Here is a 13,482-nt window from a genome sequence, read left to right as displayed (position 1 = left end):
ATGGGCGACAACGCGCAGGTGTTCCGGGTGATGCTGAGGATGCAGATCATCCCGGGCAAGGAGAAGGACTTCGAGCGGGTCTGGTACTCCGTCGCGGACGTGGTCGGCGGCAATCCGGCCAACGTCGGCCAGTGGCTGTCGAAGAGCGCAGAGGAAGAGGGCGTCTACTACATCATGAGCGACTGGGTCGACGAGGCCAGGTTCCGCGCGTTCGAGCGCAGCGACGCGCACGTCGAGCACCGCAAGAAGCTGCACCCCTACCGCTCGCACGGCACGATGACGACCCTGCACGTGGTTTACGACCTCGGCCGTGAACGCTCAGAGGCCGGCCGATGAGCGGCGCGGTCCGCGTCCTGGTCTTCTACTCGGCCGCCGCCGGTCACGAAAGCTCGGTGATCGACGCCTACAGGCGGGTCAGCATGGGGATGCGCGGCACCGCGGGCCTGCTGAGCAGCCAGCTCCTCCAGTCGGCGCTGGACCCGAGCGAGTTCGCCGTGCTCAGCGAGTGGACGAGCCTGTCGCAGTTCAACTCCTGGGAGCAGGGCTCGCGGCACAAAGGTCAGACGTCGGCACTCCGGTCATACCGCGCCGACGACAGCGGCAAAGGCTACGGGATCTATGAAGTCGTGGACCAGTTCTGAAGGACGGTCGGGCCCTGGGGACCTGCGGCAGATCATGCACGCGGTGGGACAGCACGTATGGGCCGGTTTGCAGGCAATCGGGCGGACGAACTTCGCCGACGGCTGGTCGAGCGAGGAAAAGGAGGAGCGACGATGACCATCACTTTTCCCCCCACGGTCGAAGTCGCCGAATGGATCCGCTGCACGCGGTGCGGGGAGATCGTGTACGGCAAGCGGTTCACCCGCGATCTCGGCGTGTGCCCGGGGTGCGCGTCGCACACCCGGCTCACCGCCCGGCAGCGGATCGAGCATCTCTTCGACGACGGATCGGTGCGGACGATCGACGCGCCGCCGACTCCCGAGGATCCGCTCGGGTTCGTCGACAGCCGGTCCTATCCCGACCGGCTGCGAGAGGCGCGCGCGAAGACCGGGATGGACGAGGCCGTGCTGTGCGTGCGCGGCACGATCGAGGGCCACGTCGCCGTCGCCGCCGCCATGGACTTCCGGTTCATGGGCGGCAGCCTCGGCGTCGGCGTGGGAGCGCGCATCGTCGCCGCGGCCGAGGTCGCGCTGGTGGAGCAGGTGCCCTTCCTGCTGGTGACGGCCTCGGGCGGAGCGCGTATGCAGGAGGGCGCGCTGTCGCTCATGCAGATGGCCAAGACCAGCCAGGCCCTGGCCGAGCTCGACGAGGCCGGGATCCTGACCATCGCGGTGATCACCGATCCGACGTATGGCGGGGTGGCGGCGTCCTTCGCGACGCTTCCCGACGTCATCCTCTCCGAGCCGGGCGCCCACATCGGGTTCGCCGGCCCGCGGGTGATCGAGCAGACGATCGGCCAGGAGCTGCCCGACGGATTCCAGACAGCGGAGTTCCTGCGGGCGAAAGGGCTCATCGACGACGTACGGCCCCGCGCCGCGCTGCGATCCACGCTCGCCCGCCTCTGCTCCCTGGGGAAGCCGGCCGGGTGCGTGCCCGCCGCCGAGCCGTCCCAGCTCTTCTTCCAGCCGGAGCGGCTGCCGGTCAGGGACGGCTGGACGGCCGTCCAGCTCGCCCGGCACGCCGACCGGCCCACGACGCTCGACTACGCCGGCTACATGCTGGAGGAGTTCGTGGAACTGCACGGTGACCGGCTGAGCGGTGACTGCCCGGCGGTCGTCGGCGGTCTCGCCCGGCTCGGCGGCAGGCCGATCGTCTTCATCGGCCACCAGAAGGGCCACACCACCAGGGAGCGCGTCGAGCGCAACTTCGGCATGCCCACGCCCGCCGGATACCGCAAGGCGGCCCGGCTGATGCGGCTTGCCGCCAAGCTGGGATATCCGATTCTCACACTGGTCGACACGCCCGGCGCGTACCCCGGAATCGAGGCGGAGGAGGACGGCCAGGCGTGGGCGATCGCCGAGAACCTGCGCCTGATGTCGACGCTGCCCGTGCCGGTCGTCACCGTCGTCACCGGCGAGGGCGGCAGCGGAGGGGCGCTCGCGCTCGGCGTCGCCAACCGCGTCCTGGCCCTGTCCAATGCCGTGTACTCGGTGATCAGCCCCGAGGGGTGCGCGTCCATCCTGTGGAAGAGCCCGGCGGCCGCGCCGCTGGCCGCCGAGGCGCTCCGCCTGGACACCCGCGAGCTGCTGCGGCACCGGATCGTCGACGGCGTGATCCCCGAGCCGGGAGAGGGCGCCCACTCGGACCCGGCGACGACCGCGCGGCTGCTGGCGGCGGCGGTGTCCGAGGTGTTCGAGGATCTGGCCATCCATGAGCCGCGCAAGCTGATCGCGGAGCGCCGCCAGCGGTTCCGCCAGTTCGACGTGGGGTCACGATGAGCGCGGAGGATCCCATGGAACGGCCGCTGATCTCCGAGCTGTGCCGCCACGCCGCCGAGCTCATCGCCGTCGGCGGCGGCATGCGCAGAGTGCGGCTGCGGTCCGGCGACACGGTCGTCGAACTGGAACGGCCGGAGGCCGCCGGGGTCCCGGCGGCCGTCTCGGCCCCGGTGCCCGACGCCCCCGCCGAGCGCGACGACCTGCGCCACGTGTGCGCACCGATGGTGGGCACCTTCTACCGGGCCCCCGAGCCCGGGGCGGCGCCGTTCGTCGGCATCGGCGACACGGTCGAGAAGGGGCAGCAGATCGGAATCCTTGAGGCCATGAAGCTCATGAACCCCATCGAAGCCGACACCTCCGGCCGGCTCATCGACATCCTCGTATCCGACGGCACGCCGGTGGAGTACGGGCAGAAGCTGTTCGCCGTCGCCCCGCTCGCCACACAGTGAACGATCGCGCGCCTGGAGGCTCCATGTTCTCGTCGGTCCTCATCGCCAACCGGGGCGAGATAGCGTTGCGCATCGCCCGGAGCTGCCGCGAGCTCGGCGTCCGCGTCATCATGATCCACTCGACGGCCGACCGCGACTCGCCCGCGCTGCGGCTGGCCGACCAGCGGGTGCAGATCGGCCCGGCGGCGGCGAGGCGCAGCTACCTCTACCCGCCCGCGATCCTGGAGGCGGCGCTGAGCACGGGGGCGCAGGCCGTCCACCCCGGCTACGGCTTCCTGTCCGAGGACGCCGACTTCGCCGAGATGTGCGAATCGAAGGGGCTGGTCTTCATCGGCCCGTCACCGTCGGTGATCGCCTCCCTGGGGGACAAGACGCAGGCGCGCAACCTCGCCGCCGCCGCGGGTCTGCCCGTCCTTCCGGGCAGCCCGCGCCCGCTCCAAAGCGGGCCGGAGGCCAAGGAGGTCGCCGACACGATCGGATACCCCGTCATCATCAAGGCCGTGGCCGGCGGCGGCGGCCGCGGCATGGCCGTGGTCCGCGACCCGCGAGACTTCCCGCGGGCGTTCGCCGAGACGAGGGCGAACGCCCAGGCGGTGTTCGGCGACGCACGGGTCTTCGTCGAGAAGTACGTCGAGCACGCCCGCCACATCGAGGTCCAGGTTCTGGGCGACCTCCACGGCGGCCTCGTGAGCCTGGGCGAGCGCGACTGCACCGTCCAGCGGCGCAGGCAGAAGCTGATCGAGGAGTCCCCCGCGCCCGGGTTGCCGGCCGAACTGGTCGGGCGCATCCGCGAGGCAGCCGTGGCCCTGGCGCGGCGCGTGGGCTACGTGAGCGCCGGGACGTTCGAATTCCTCGTCGACGACGCGGGCGGGTTCTTCTTCATCGAGGCCAACTGCCGGGTCCAGGTCGAACACCCCGTGACCGAGATGGTCACCGGGGTCGACGTCGTCAGGGAGCAGCTGCTGATCGCCGCCGGCCGCCCGCTCTCTTTCCGCCAGGAGGACGTGGAGCTGCGCGGCGTGGCGATCGAGTGCCGGGTGAACACCGAGGACCCGCGGCGCGGGTTCCTCCCGACGCCGGGCGTCGTCGAGCACTTCGTGCCGCCCGGGGGACCGTTCACCCGGGTCGACACCCACGGCGCCGACGGCGTCACGATCGGCGCCGAGTACGACTCCCTTCTGGCCAAGGTCATCGTGTGGGCGCCCGACCGTGACCAGGCGATCGCCAGGATGGCACGTGCGCTGAGCGAGTTCCAGGTCACGGGGCGCGGGATCCGCACGACGATCGGCTTCCTGCTGGACGTGCTGGCGGATCCGCGCTTTCGTGACGCCCGGCACACCACGTCGCTCGCCGACCTCATGGTGACCACGCGGTCGTGAGCTCACAGCACGCAGTCAGCCTTGCGCGGGTACGCCGGCCCGTGCCGCCCGGCCAGCGGAGCGTGGCCGGGTACATGGCCGGTGGCCAGCACCGTCCGCTGCAGCTCCTGCATCTCCGAGCCGGGCTCAAGGCCCAGTTCCTCGCGCAGGATGTAGCGAAGCCGGTGATAGACCTCCAGCGCCTCATGCCGCCGGCTGGCCAGCGAGAGCGCCTCCATCAGCCGCAGGTGGAACCACTCGTCGAGCGGGTGGACCGCGGTGAGCTGTTTGAGCTCGGCGATCACCTCGTGGTGCCGGCCCATCCGCAGCCAGGCTTCGATCTTGAGCTTGGTGGCGTGTACGCGCAGTTCTTCCAGCCGGGTCGTGTAGATCGCCAGCCGGGGCCCGGTGACCACGTCCGCGAGCGCCGATCCGTGCCAGAGGCCGAGGGCCTGGCACAGCGCCGCCGACGCGGGTTCGAGCTTGTTCGTCTTGAGGTGCTGCCGTGCGGCGTGCACGAGCCGTTCGAAGCGGACGGCGTCCAGCATGTCGTCCTCGACGGCCAGCAGGTACGCGCCGTGTTTGGTGACGAGCCGAGGCCCGTCGGCCTCCCGGTCGCCCCGCGACAGCAGTTTGCGCAGTTGGTAGATGTAGGTCTGGAGAGTGGTCGGCGCGCTCACCGGTGGGTGCCCCTCCCAGAGTTCCTGGACCAGCGCTTCGGTCGGCATGATCTCATTCGCCGAGGACAGCAGCAGTGCGAGTACGGTCCGCTGCTTCGGCGCGCTCGGTGTCAACCGACGTGTACCAGCCTGTACCTCCAGGGTTCCGAGCACTTGAAAGCGCATGTCGCATCGTTTCCTCACGTAGCGGCGTCGGCACGATCGGGGTTCTGCCTACCGGGGAGTGCGGTCCCTTCACCCTTTGTAGTCGATGCTGGTAAACTGCCGCTTTCGTCTTTCTTTCGCGCATTATCTGGCGTGAGATCCCGGAAACGGGGACAGGCGCTCAGGAGAGCGCCGAGGTCACGGCTACCGCGTCCGAGGGCGACATCGCGGCCGCGAGCCGCCGCCGGGCGACGGCGAACCCCACGGCCGTCACGAGCGCGAGTACGGCGAGGCCGAGGAAATACCCGGGCTGCGGATCCCCGGCGGAGACCACCCGGCCGAGCAGACTGCCGAGCCCGCCACCGACACCCGCGAACATCCAGTAGAGCGCCATGGTACGGCCCGCGAACGAGGAAGGGGCCAGATCCACGGTCGCGCTCATGACCGTCGGCCCGAGGATCACCTCTCCGATCGCCAGCGTGAGCAGCACGAACAGCAGCCACGCGGGCGAGACGGCCTGCCCGCCCGCCGCGAGCACGGCCGCCACGCCGATCGCGGTGAAGCCGGCCGCCGCCAGTCCGTGCCCGAAAGCGATCTTGTCCACCACGCCGACGCGTCCGCCGCCGCGGGTCCAGAACCATGCCGCGACGGGCGCGGTCACGAGGATGAACAAGGGGATGGCCGCCTGGAACCAGCTCGCCGGGATCAGGAAACCGCTCACCTCGCGCGCGGTGTGCCGCTGCGCGAACAGGCTGAGCGTCGAGCCGGCCTGGATGACGAACATCCAGAAGAGCGCCACCGCGAGCAGCATCCACCGGAACGCCGACAGCCGGCGGTTCTCGGCCGGGCCGAGCCGCGCCCGCCGGCGCAGGACCGCGAGGTAGGCGAACGGCGCGACCAGGGTGACGAGCCCCACGAGCGCGATCCCGTGGGTGATCGCGAAGCCGCCCGACAGGACGGCGACCCAAAGCAGCACGCCGAGGACGCCGCCGGCCAGTGCCACCCGGACCGCCACGGTGCGCAGCTCGGCCCGGCTCGCCCGCTGTGCCGGCGCGCGGCCGATCTCGCCGAACCCCCGCGAGCCGATGGCGTACTGGATCACCCCGAAGGTCATGCCGAGCCCGGCGGCCCCGAAACCGAGGTGCCAGTCCATGCGCTCGCCCAGGAAACCGGTGACCAGGGGCGCGAGCAGCGCGCTGATCTGGATGCCGACGTAGAAGACGACGAGCGCGGCCTCGCGCCGGTTGCTCTCGTGAGGGCCGTAGAACCGCCCCAGCAGCGCCAGCATGTTCGGCTTCAGCAGCCCGGTGCCCACGGCGATCGTCACGAGCCCGAGGTAGGCGGTGGGCCGGGTCGGCAGCATCAGCAGGTAGTGGCCCAGCGCGATGACGATCCCGCCGTACAGCGTCGCGCGGTGCTCGCCCAGGACCCGGTCGCCGAGCCAGCCGCCGGGCAGGGACAGCACGAAGATCAGGCCCACGTACGCGCCGTACAGGGCGACCGCGGTCGAGTGCGGCAGCCCCAGCCCGCCCTCCCCGGTGGGGGCGACCGCAAACAAGATCAAGATCGCCTGCATCCCGAAGAAGCTGAACCTCTCCCACATGTCGGTCAGGAACAGCGTGACGATCCAGCGCGGCCTTTCGCGCGGCTTCGGGGTGCTGGAAGGGGGGTGCATGGCGCCTCCAAACCTCCGGACACCCGCCATGCTCCCGGCCGCGGCTAGAGGACAGGTCGAAGGCCGGTCGAGGAACGGCCCTCGAGGTGGATTCGAGCCGCGTGCTAGCCCGCCGACGCAGACTGACGGCCAGATCGCCATCCGGATTCCGGTCCCCCCCGAGGGCCGTCAGCGAAACGCCGAGGAGAAACCGCATGGAACGCATCCTGGTCGTGGCGCGCATTCGGCCCTCCGCCGAAGCGGAGGTCGCCCAGTTATTCGCCGCATCAGACCAAACCGAGCTGCCCCGGCTCGGCGGCGCCGTGAGCCGCAGCCTCTTCTCCTTCCACGGCCTGTACTTCCAGCTCATGGAGGTACGCGAGAACGCCCGGCACACGATGAGCCAGATCCGCCGGCACCCGGAGTTCCAGCGGCTGAGCGAGCGGCTCACGGAGTTCATCGAGCCGTACGACCCGCCGACCTGGCGCTCGCCGCGCGATGCGATGGCCAGGGAGTTCTACCGATGGGAGGCCGAGCCGGGAGGCTCTCCCGTCCACCTCGTCGACGACAGGGAGGGACGATGAACGCCGGCAAGAAATCCATCACCCGCGAGTCGCTGCTCGGCATGATGCAGGCCTACAAGACGACGAGCCTGCTCAGGACGGGCGTCTCGATGGGCGTGTTCGACTGCCTGGAGGACGGGCCGGCCGACGCCGAGACCGTGGCGGGCCGCCTGGGCAGCGACGTGCGCGGCATGCGCATCCTGCTGAACGCCCTCGCCGCCGTCGGCCTGGCCGAGGAGACCGACGGCCGCTTCGCCCTGATCGCCGGAGCCGAGCGGTTCCTGGTGAGCAAGAGCCCGGCGTACTTCGGCGACATGGTCCGCGTCATGGCCAGCGACTGGGAGTGGGACGCGCTCAAGAAGCTGGACCAGGCCGTACGCCATGGCGGAACCGTCATGGAGGTCCACGCCGAGACGCCCGGCTACGCGTACTGGGAGGACTTCGCGTCCTACGCGGTCGCGGTGGCCCGCCCGACCGCCCAGGTCGTGGCCGATGCTCTGGAGCCATGGGCGGTCGGGCGGGACAACCTCGACGTGCTGGACGTGGCCTGCGGCCACGGCCTGTACGGACTGACCCTGACCCGGCGCAATCCCCAGGCGCGGATGTGGGCGCTCGACTGGCCCAACGTGCTCCCGCTGACCGAGCAGCACGCCGAGGCCATGGGGGTACGCGACCGCGTCCACCGGCTGCCGGGCGACATGTTCGAGGTGCCGCTCGGCGGGCCGTACGACGTGGTCCTGGTCACGAACGTGCTGCACCATTTCTCCGAGGAACGCGCGGGTGAACTGCTGCGCAGGCTCGCCCCGGCGGTCAAGCCCGACGGCAAGATCGTGCTGGTCGGCTTCACCCTGGACGCGCCGCCCGCCGAGGACCCGGCCCCGCACCTGTTCTCGATCCTGATGCTGACCTGGACGTTCGAGGGCGAGGTGCACACCGTCCAGTCCTATACGCGGATGCTGGCCGCGGCCGGGTTCACCAACGGCCATCGGCATGAGGTACCCGGCCTGGCCTTCCGCGTTCTGGTGGCGGACAAGGCGGCCGGTTAGGCCAGTTGCTGGACCCGCCGGCCGTACGTCTGGGTGAGGCCCGTGTAGATCTCCTCAAGCCTGGTGAGCGAGCGCAGATGGTCGTGCGTGACCGCGACGGCGCGGCCGATCCCGCCCATGGTCGCCGCCAGCTCGGAGTCGGTCAGTACCCGCGTGAGGAGGCGGGCGAACACCGGCACCTCGCCGGTGCGGTAGAGATATCCGGTCTTGCCCTGCTGGACGAGGTGCGTGAGCGCGTTCGCCTCGGCCGCGACGACTGGAAGGCCGCTGGCCATCGCCTCAAGGGTGGCGACGCTCTCGAGGCCGGAGACGTTCGGCATGGCGAACACGTCGGCCGAGGCGTAGGCGAGGTGCAGGTCGTCCTCCGCGACGTGCCCGAGGAAGTGGGTGCGGCGGCCGACGCCGAGCGTGTCCGCCAGCCGCGCGAGCTGCGGCCGCTCGGGTCCGACGCCCACCAGGACGGCCTGCGCGTCCGCCTGGCGGCACACGTACCGGAGGGCGCGGAGCAGGTCGTCGAGCCGCTTCTCCGCCTCCAGCGGGCCGACGAACAAGGCGGTCTCCCGGTCGGGCAGGCCGAGTTTCGCGCGCGCCCACGTCTTCGGCTCCTCGCGCGGCCGGAACCGGCTCAGGTCGACGCCGCACGGCACCGCCTCGACCGGCCGGGTGAGGCCCTTGTCGGCGAGCAGTTCCGCGGCGCCCCGGGTGGGGACCGCGACGTGGTCCGCGCGCCCGAACACCCGGGCGAGATCGCGCCAGGCCAGCGCCCCCACGAGGTCGTCCACCGCGTTGCTCGCCACGGACCCCGGCGACGGCGCGCGGTGCGGCGGGTGGATCGGCGGCGTGACATGGGTGGTGGCCACGACGGGCACGCACAACTGGCGGGCCGCGTTGATCAGCGTGCGCCCGACCAGGAAGTGGCTGTGCACGTGGACCACGTCGGGAGCGATCCGCCGCAGCAACTTCGTGAGCGTGCCCATGAGCAGGAGTGGCACGGTGACGCGTTTCGTCCGTCGTGCCCGCGTGCGTACCGACCACAGCCGGTGCGCCGTCACGCCGCCCACCTTCTCCACCCGGGGCGGCCCGTCCTCCGATTGGCACACGATGTGCACGTCATACCCGCGGACGGCCAGGGCGTGGGCCAGCCGGTAGGCGGAGCCGGCCGTGCCGTTCACGTCGGGCGGGTAGGTGTCGGTGCCGATGAGCAGCCTCAGCGCTCGTGGCTCGCCCTCGGCTCCGCCGATCGGACGTCCCGGAGGACGGGATCGCCCCCGCGTCGCGGAGATCATGGACCACTCCTTCGCAGCCGTCGTTCGCACGGGAGAGCTGGGGGTCGGTCACCGACCGCATGTCACCATGCTCGTCAGGTACGGTGACGGGTGCCATCGGGAACAACCCTGACGTTTGCCCGGCCGTCCCTGAGATGACCCTGACAAAGCGGCAATCGGCCAGTTGATGACTGCTGTCAACGGCATCATGCGGCGAAACGACACCTTCAGAGGAGATCGCCCAGCATGGGGCTGATCGAATACTTGACCGATGCCCACCCGCTGATGCTCTGCGGCGCCGCGCTGCTGTTCATGTCCGTGGAGACCTCGCTGCTGGTCGGGCTCTTCGTCCCGGGCGACGGGGTGGTCCTGCTGGCGGGGACCACCGTCGACTCGCCGCTCCGGTTCGTCCTGCTCGTCGCCGCCACCACCATCGGGTGCCTGGCGGGGGAGACGCTCGGGTACGTGCTGGGACGCCGGTTCGGCCCGTCGATCCGGCACAGCTGGGCGGGCCGGCGCATCGGCGCCGGGAAATGGGACAAGGCCGAGAGCTTTCTGCGCCGTCGCGGCGGACCCGCCGTCTTCGGGTCGCGGTTCGTCACCGTGATCCATTCCCTGGTGCCGATCGCGGCGGGCACGCTGGCCATGCCGTACCGGCGGTTCATCGGCTGGGCCCTTCCTGCCGCCTTGACCTGGTCGTGCCTCTACGTGGGGGTGGGGGCGGCCGTCGGCGCCTCCTATCGTGAGTTCGGCTCCGAGCTGGGGTTGTGGGGCACGCTGATCCCGCCCGCGATCGTGGGCGCCGTCGTGGCCGTCCGCGTCGTGCGCGCCCGGCTCAGGCGGCGCCGCTGCGACCGTCGCGCCCGAGCGAGCGCGCCGTGAACTCCCCGGCCCACCGGCCGCCCCGCTGGTGCTCGCCGAGCGCGATGTTGGCCTCGGCGAGGATGCGCGAGGCACGCTCCCGCACACGGTACGCGCCCAGTTCGTTGAGCCGGCTCAGGCTCGGAACCAGGAGGGCGACGGCGTCCCGCGCCCGGCCGGCCTGCAGATGGATCTCTCCTTCGAGGCAGGCGACCTCCGCCTCGCCGCAGGTGTCCCCGAGCCGGGCGAAGGTGCGGCGGCTCTCCTCGGCCAGCCGCATCGCCTCCGCGAACTGCCCCTGCTCCAGCGCGACGGCGCCGAGCAGCGCGAGGGGACGCGCCTTGCCGTAGCGGTCGCCGATGCCGGTGAGCTCCCTGGCCTCGTGGGCCCTGAGGGGCGCCGACCGCAGATCGCCGACGCGGAGCGAGGACCAGCCGAGCCGGTTGAGCGTCACCGCCTCCAGACGGGTCTCGCCCAGCTCGCGCGACTGCCGCAGCACCCGCTCAAGCGCGGCGCGCGCCTCGGCCTTGCGCCGCAGGCCCAGCAGCGCGTCAGCGGTGCTGCCGAGCGCGAGGACCTCGGCGTGCGGGTCGGAGCGCCCCCTGGCCAGCTGGTACGCGCGCTTCGCCAGCGTCAGCCCGTCACCGGCCTTCGACCGCGTCACGTTCACGAAGGCCAGGACCGCCAGGCTGTACGGCAGCTCCCCGGCGGCCTCGAGCCGTTCGAAGTTGCTCACACACTTGACGATGAGCCTGTGTGACTCGCTCACCCGGCCCTGCCTGAGCAGCAGCAGGGCGCGGCAGTGCTCGGCCCGCCACCCGGTCCGCTCGTCGCCGTTGGCCCACGCGGTGTCGCGGACCACGACGCACAACCGGATGAGCGCCGACAGGTCGTCGCTGTGGCTGGCGAGCAGGGCGATGATCTCGGTGATGCGGGCGGCGCGCTCGTGCCAGCCGTACCGGCAGCAGCGGACCACCATCGCCCGGAGATGGTCGCGTTCGGCGGCGAGCCACCGCCAGGGGCGGTCGTCGATGCGGGAGAGGTCGTGCGCGGGGATCGGCGCGCCGAAACCGCTCTCCGGCGGGAGCTGGCCGACCGCCCGGGGCAGGTGCCCCGACGCCCGTTCGGCGAACGCGAGGATGGAGTCGGTGTAGCGGCGCAGGGCCGCGCTCGTGAGGACCGGGTCGTCATGCTCGGCGAGGCCGGCCGCGTAGAGGGAGGACAGGGGGTGCAGGCGGTAGGTCGGGTCGAGCAGCGTGTTGAGGCCGACCGGTTCGAGCAGGTTGTGCTCGATCAGCCGGTCGGCCAGCCGCTCGTCGTCGGGGTCGGCGAGCGCGGCCAAGGTCAGGGGCGTGACCACGGTGTCGGACAGCAGACCGAGCCGCCGGAAGGCGGCGCGGGCCGGCGAATCCAGCGCGACGTAGCTGCGCTCCAGGCTGCGCCGCAGGTCGAGATCGCTGATCCTCAGCTCGTTCAGACGGCGCTGCCCGTCCTGCAGCCGGGCGGCGAAGGACCCCAGGCGCGCCAATGGCTGGGCCGCGAGCCTCGCCCCCGCGATCCGCAGCGCCAGCGGCAGGTATCCACAGGCGGCGACGATCTCCCTGGCCGCCTGCACCTCCTCGTGGACCCGCCTGCGTCCGGCCAGGACGGTCAGCAGGTCGAGCGACTCGCCTTCCGACAGGCAGACCAGGCGCTCCGAGACGGTCCCGGCCAGCGCGGACAGCAGGCGGCGGCTGGTGATGACCACGGCACAGGCCGGCGTACCGGGAAGGAGCGGGCGCACCTGCTCGACGTCCCGCACGTCGTCGAAGACGAGCAGGACCCGGCGGTCGGCCAGCCGGGACCGGAAGAGCGCCGATCGCTGTTCCTGGCCCTCCGGGATCGCCGACAGGCTCAGCCCCGTCGCCTCCAGCAGCTCGCCCAGCACCTCGGCGGGCGTGCGCGGATGCTCGCCCGTCCCGCTCAGCCGGACGTACATCTGGCCGTCGGGGAACCGGTCCCGGACATGATGGGCGATCCGGACGGCCGTGGTGGTCTTGCCCACGCCGGCGGGCCCCGTCAGCGTGACGATCGCCATCGAGCCGGTCCGGTCGGCGTCCAGGACCGTGCCGACCCGCTCCAGAAGCTCGGCGCGTCCCACGAAGTCGGAGATGCCGACGGGCAACTGGCGCGGCGTCGCCCATGAGGAGACGGCCGTGCCCAGATCCCTGCCTCCTCTCCTGTAACCGTTTACGGAGACGAGGTCGGGGTCGCCGGTCAGCACGGCGTGTTGAAGGCGCTCCAGTTCGTCGCCGACGTCGAGCCCGTATTCGTGCCGCAGCACGGCGGAGACGGACGCGAACGCCTTCAATGCCTCCACCTGCTGGCCGCAGCGGAACAACGCGATCATCAACTGGCTGCACAGCCGCTCGCGCAAGGGAAACTTCCGGACGAGTCTTCGCAGTTCGGGGACGACGCCGTCGTGGTTTCCCAGCATGAGTTCCACGTCGAAACGCCGATGCAGGCACCGGAACCACTCCTCGGTGAGCTGTGGCACCTCATCGCGCAGGATGGAGTCGGAGCGGATGCCGGCCAGCGCGGTGCCGCGCCACAGCGCCAGCGCCTCGTGCAGGAGGTTGAGCTCGCCGGGCAGGTCGCCGGCGCTCTCCACCCTCGCGGCCCGGTCGACGAGGGCGCGGAACCGCAGCAGGTCGAGATGGTCCTGGTCGGACTCGATGAGGTAGCCGCCGGGGATGGTGTGGATCACCTCCACGTCGCCGAGCGTGCGGCGCAACCGGGCCAGATGCGTCTGCAACGAGGCGCGCGCGTAGCGCGGCAGACGGTCTTCCCAGAGCCGCTCCATGAGGTCGTCCGCCAGCACGACACGGTTCGCCGACAGCAGCAGAGTGGCGAGGATCGCTCTTTGCTTCTCGGCGTTGACCGCGATCGGCCGATTTCCACGCTGCACTTCCAACGGTCCCAAGATTGCGAACCGTATCCCCTTTGCCATGGGTATTGCCCCCCGTGCAGGAATGTAATGAATGG

General features: G+C 71.1%; 12 protein-coding genes. 8 read left to right on the top strand and 4 right to left on the bottom strand.

The genetic code is table 11. The features are described from left to right. The 5 genes from ACIBKY_RS49915 (at position 1) to ACIBKY_RS49895 (ending at position 4,266) form a co-directional block, all read left to right on the top strand. A complete protein-coding gene (locus tag ACIBKY_RS49915) occupies positions 1–336 on the top strand; it encodes an antibiotic biosynthesis monooxygenase family protein (protein WP_397108830.1) in 336 nt (111 codons plus the stop codon). After that, positions 333–641 carry an antibiotic biosynthesis monooxygenase family protein gene (locus ACIBKY_RS49910; protein WP_397108828.1) on the top strand — a complete coding sequence of 103 codons (309 nt, stop codon included), beginning with the start codon at positions 333–335 and terminating at the stop codon, positions 639–641. Before ACIBKY_RS49915 ends, ACIBKY_RS49910 begins: the two co-directional genes overlap by 4 nt. 132 nt (positions 642–773) lie before the next feature. Next, positions 774–2,438, top strand: coding sequence for an acetyl-CoA carboxylase carboxyltransferase subunit alpha (locus tag ACIBKY_RS49905; RefSeq protein WP_397108826.1), 1,665 nt, complete (start codon positions 774–776; stop codon positions 2,436–2,438). Positions 2,439–2,452: 14 nt separating this feature from the next. Next, a complete protein-coding gene (gene accB / locus ACIBKY_RS49900; protein ID WP_397108824.1) occupies positions 2,453–2,887 on the top strand; it encodes an acetyl-CoA carboxylase biotin carboxyl carrier protein in 435 nt (144 codons plus the stop codon). Between the two features lie 23 nt (positions 2,888–2,910). Continuing rightward, complete coding sequence (locus tag ACIBKY_RS49895; RefSeq protein ID WP_397108822.1) at positions 2,911–4,266, top strand: acetyl/propionyl/methylcrotonyl-CoA carboxylase subunit alpha; 1,356 nt, start codon at positions 2,911–2,913, stop codon at positions 4,264–4,266. A gap of 2 nt (positions 4,267–4,268) precedes the next feature. On the opposite strand, the gene ACIBKY_RS49890 is transcribed toward ACIBKY_RS49895, so the two are convergent. Together ACIBKY_RS49890 and ACIBKY_RS49885 are read right to left on the bottom strand one after the other, a co-directional pair. Next, complete coding sequence (locus ACIBKY_RS49890) at positions 4,269–5,090, bottom strand: BTAD domain-containing putative transcriptional regulator (RefSeq protein ID WP_397108820.1); 822 nt, start codon at positions 5,088–5,090, stop codon at positions 4,269–4,271. A 160-nt stretch (positions 5,091–5,250) separates the two neighbouring features. After that, positions 5,251–6,744 carry a peptide MFS transporter gene (locus ACIBKY_RS49885; RefSeq protein ID WP_397108818.1) on the bottom strand — a complete coding sequence of 498 codons (1,494 nt, stop codon included), beginning with the start codon at positions 6,742–6,744 and terminating at the stop codon, positions 5,251–5,253. Between the two features lie 194 nt (positions 6,745–6,938). Between ACIBKY_RS49885 and ACIBKY_RS49880 the strand changes: the two genes are divergently transcribed. Both ACIBKY_RS49880 and ACIBKY_RS49875 read left to right on the top strand, forming a co-directional pair. Next, positions 6,939–7,307 carry a TcmI family type II polyketide cyclase gene (locus ACIBKY_RS49880; RefSeq protein WP_397108816.1) on the top strand — a complete coding sequence of 123 codons (369 nt, stop codon included), beginning with the start codon at positions 6,939–6,941 and terminating at the stop codon, positions 7,305–7,307. Then, complete coding sequence (locus ACIBKY_RS49875; protein WP_397108814.1) at positions 7,304–8,332, top strand: methyltransferase; 1,029 nt, start codon at positions 7,304–7,306, stop codon at positions 8,330–8,332. Before ACIBKY_RS49880 ends, ACIBKY_RS49875 begins: the two co-directional genes overlap by 4 nt. On the opposite strand, the gene ACIBKY_RS49870 is transcribed toward ACIBKY_RS49875, so the two are convergent. After that, the gene (locus ACIBKY_RS49870; protein ID WP_397108812.1) at positions 8,329–9,618 is read right to left on the bottom strand and encodes a glycosyltransferase; all 1,290 of its coding nucleotides are present in this window, start codon (positions 9,616–9,618) and stop codon (positions 8,329–8,331) included. The two genes, ACIBKY_RS49875 and ACIBKY_RS49870, sit on opposite strands and share 4 nt — an antisense overlap. 225 nt (positions 9,619–9,843) lie before the next feature. On the opposite strand from ACIBKY_RS49870, the gene ACIBKY_RS49865 reads away from it, so the two are divergent. Continuing rightward, complete coding sequence (locus tag ACIBKY_RS49865) at positions 9,844–10,479, top strand: DedA family protein (protein ID WP_397108811.1); 636 nt, start codon at positions 9,844–9,846, stop codon at positions 10,477–10,479. On the opposite strand, the gene ACIBKY_RS49860 is transcribed toward ACIBKY_RS49865, so the two are convergent. Then, a complete protein-coding gene (locus ACIBKY_RS49860) occupies positions 10,433–13,405 on the bottom strand; it encodes a BTAD domain-containing putative transcriptional regulator (protein WP_397108951.1) in 2,973 nt (990 codons plus the stop codon). The two genes, ACIBKY_RS49865 and ACIBKY_RS49860, sit on opposite strands and share 47 nt — an antisense overlap. Positions 13,406–13,482: the final 77 nt, after the last annotated feature.

The sequence above is a fragment of the Nonomuraea sp. NPDC050394 genome, from assembly GCF_044459065.1.
Classification (GTDB): Bacteria; Actinomycetota; Actinomycetes; order Streptosporangiales; family Streptosporangiaceae; genus Nonomuraea.
This window is presented reverse-complemented; position numbering and strand designations above follow the sequence as displayed.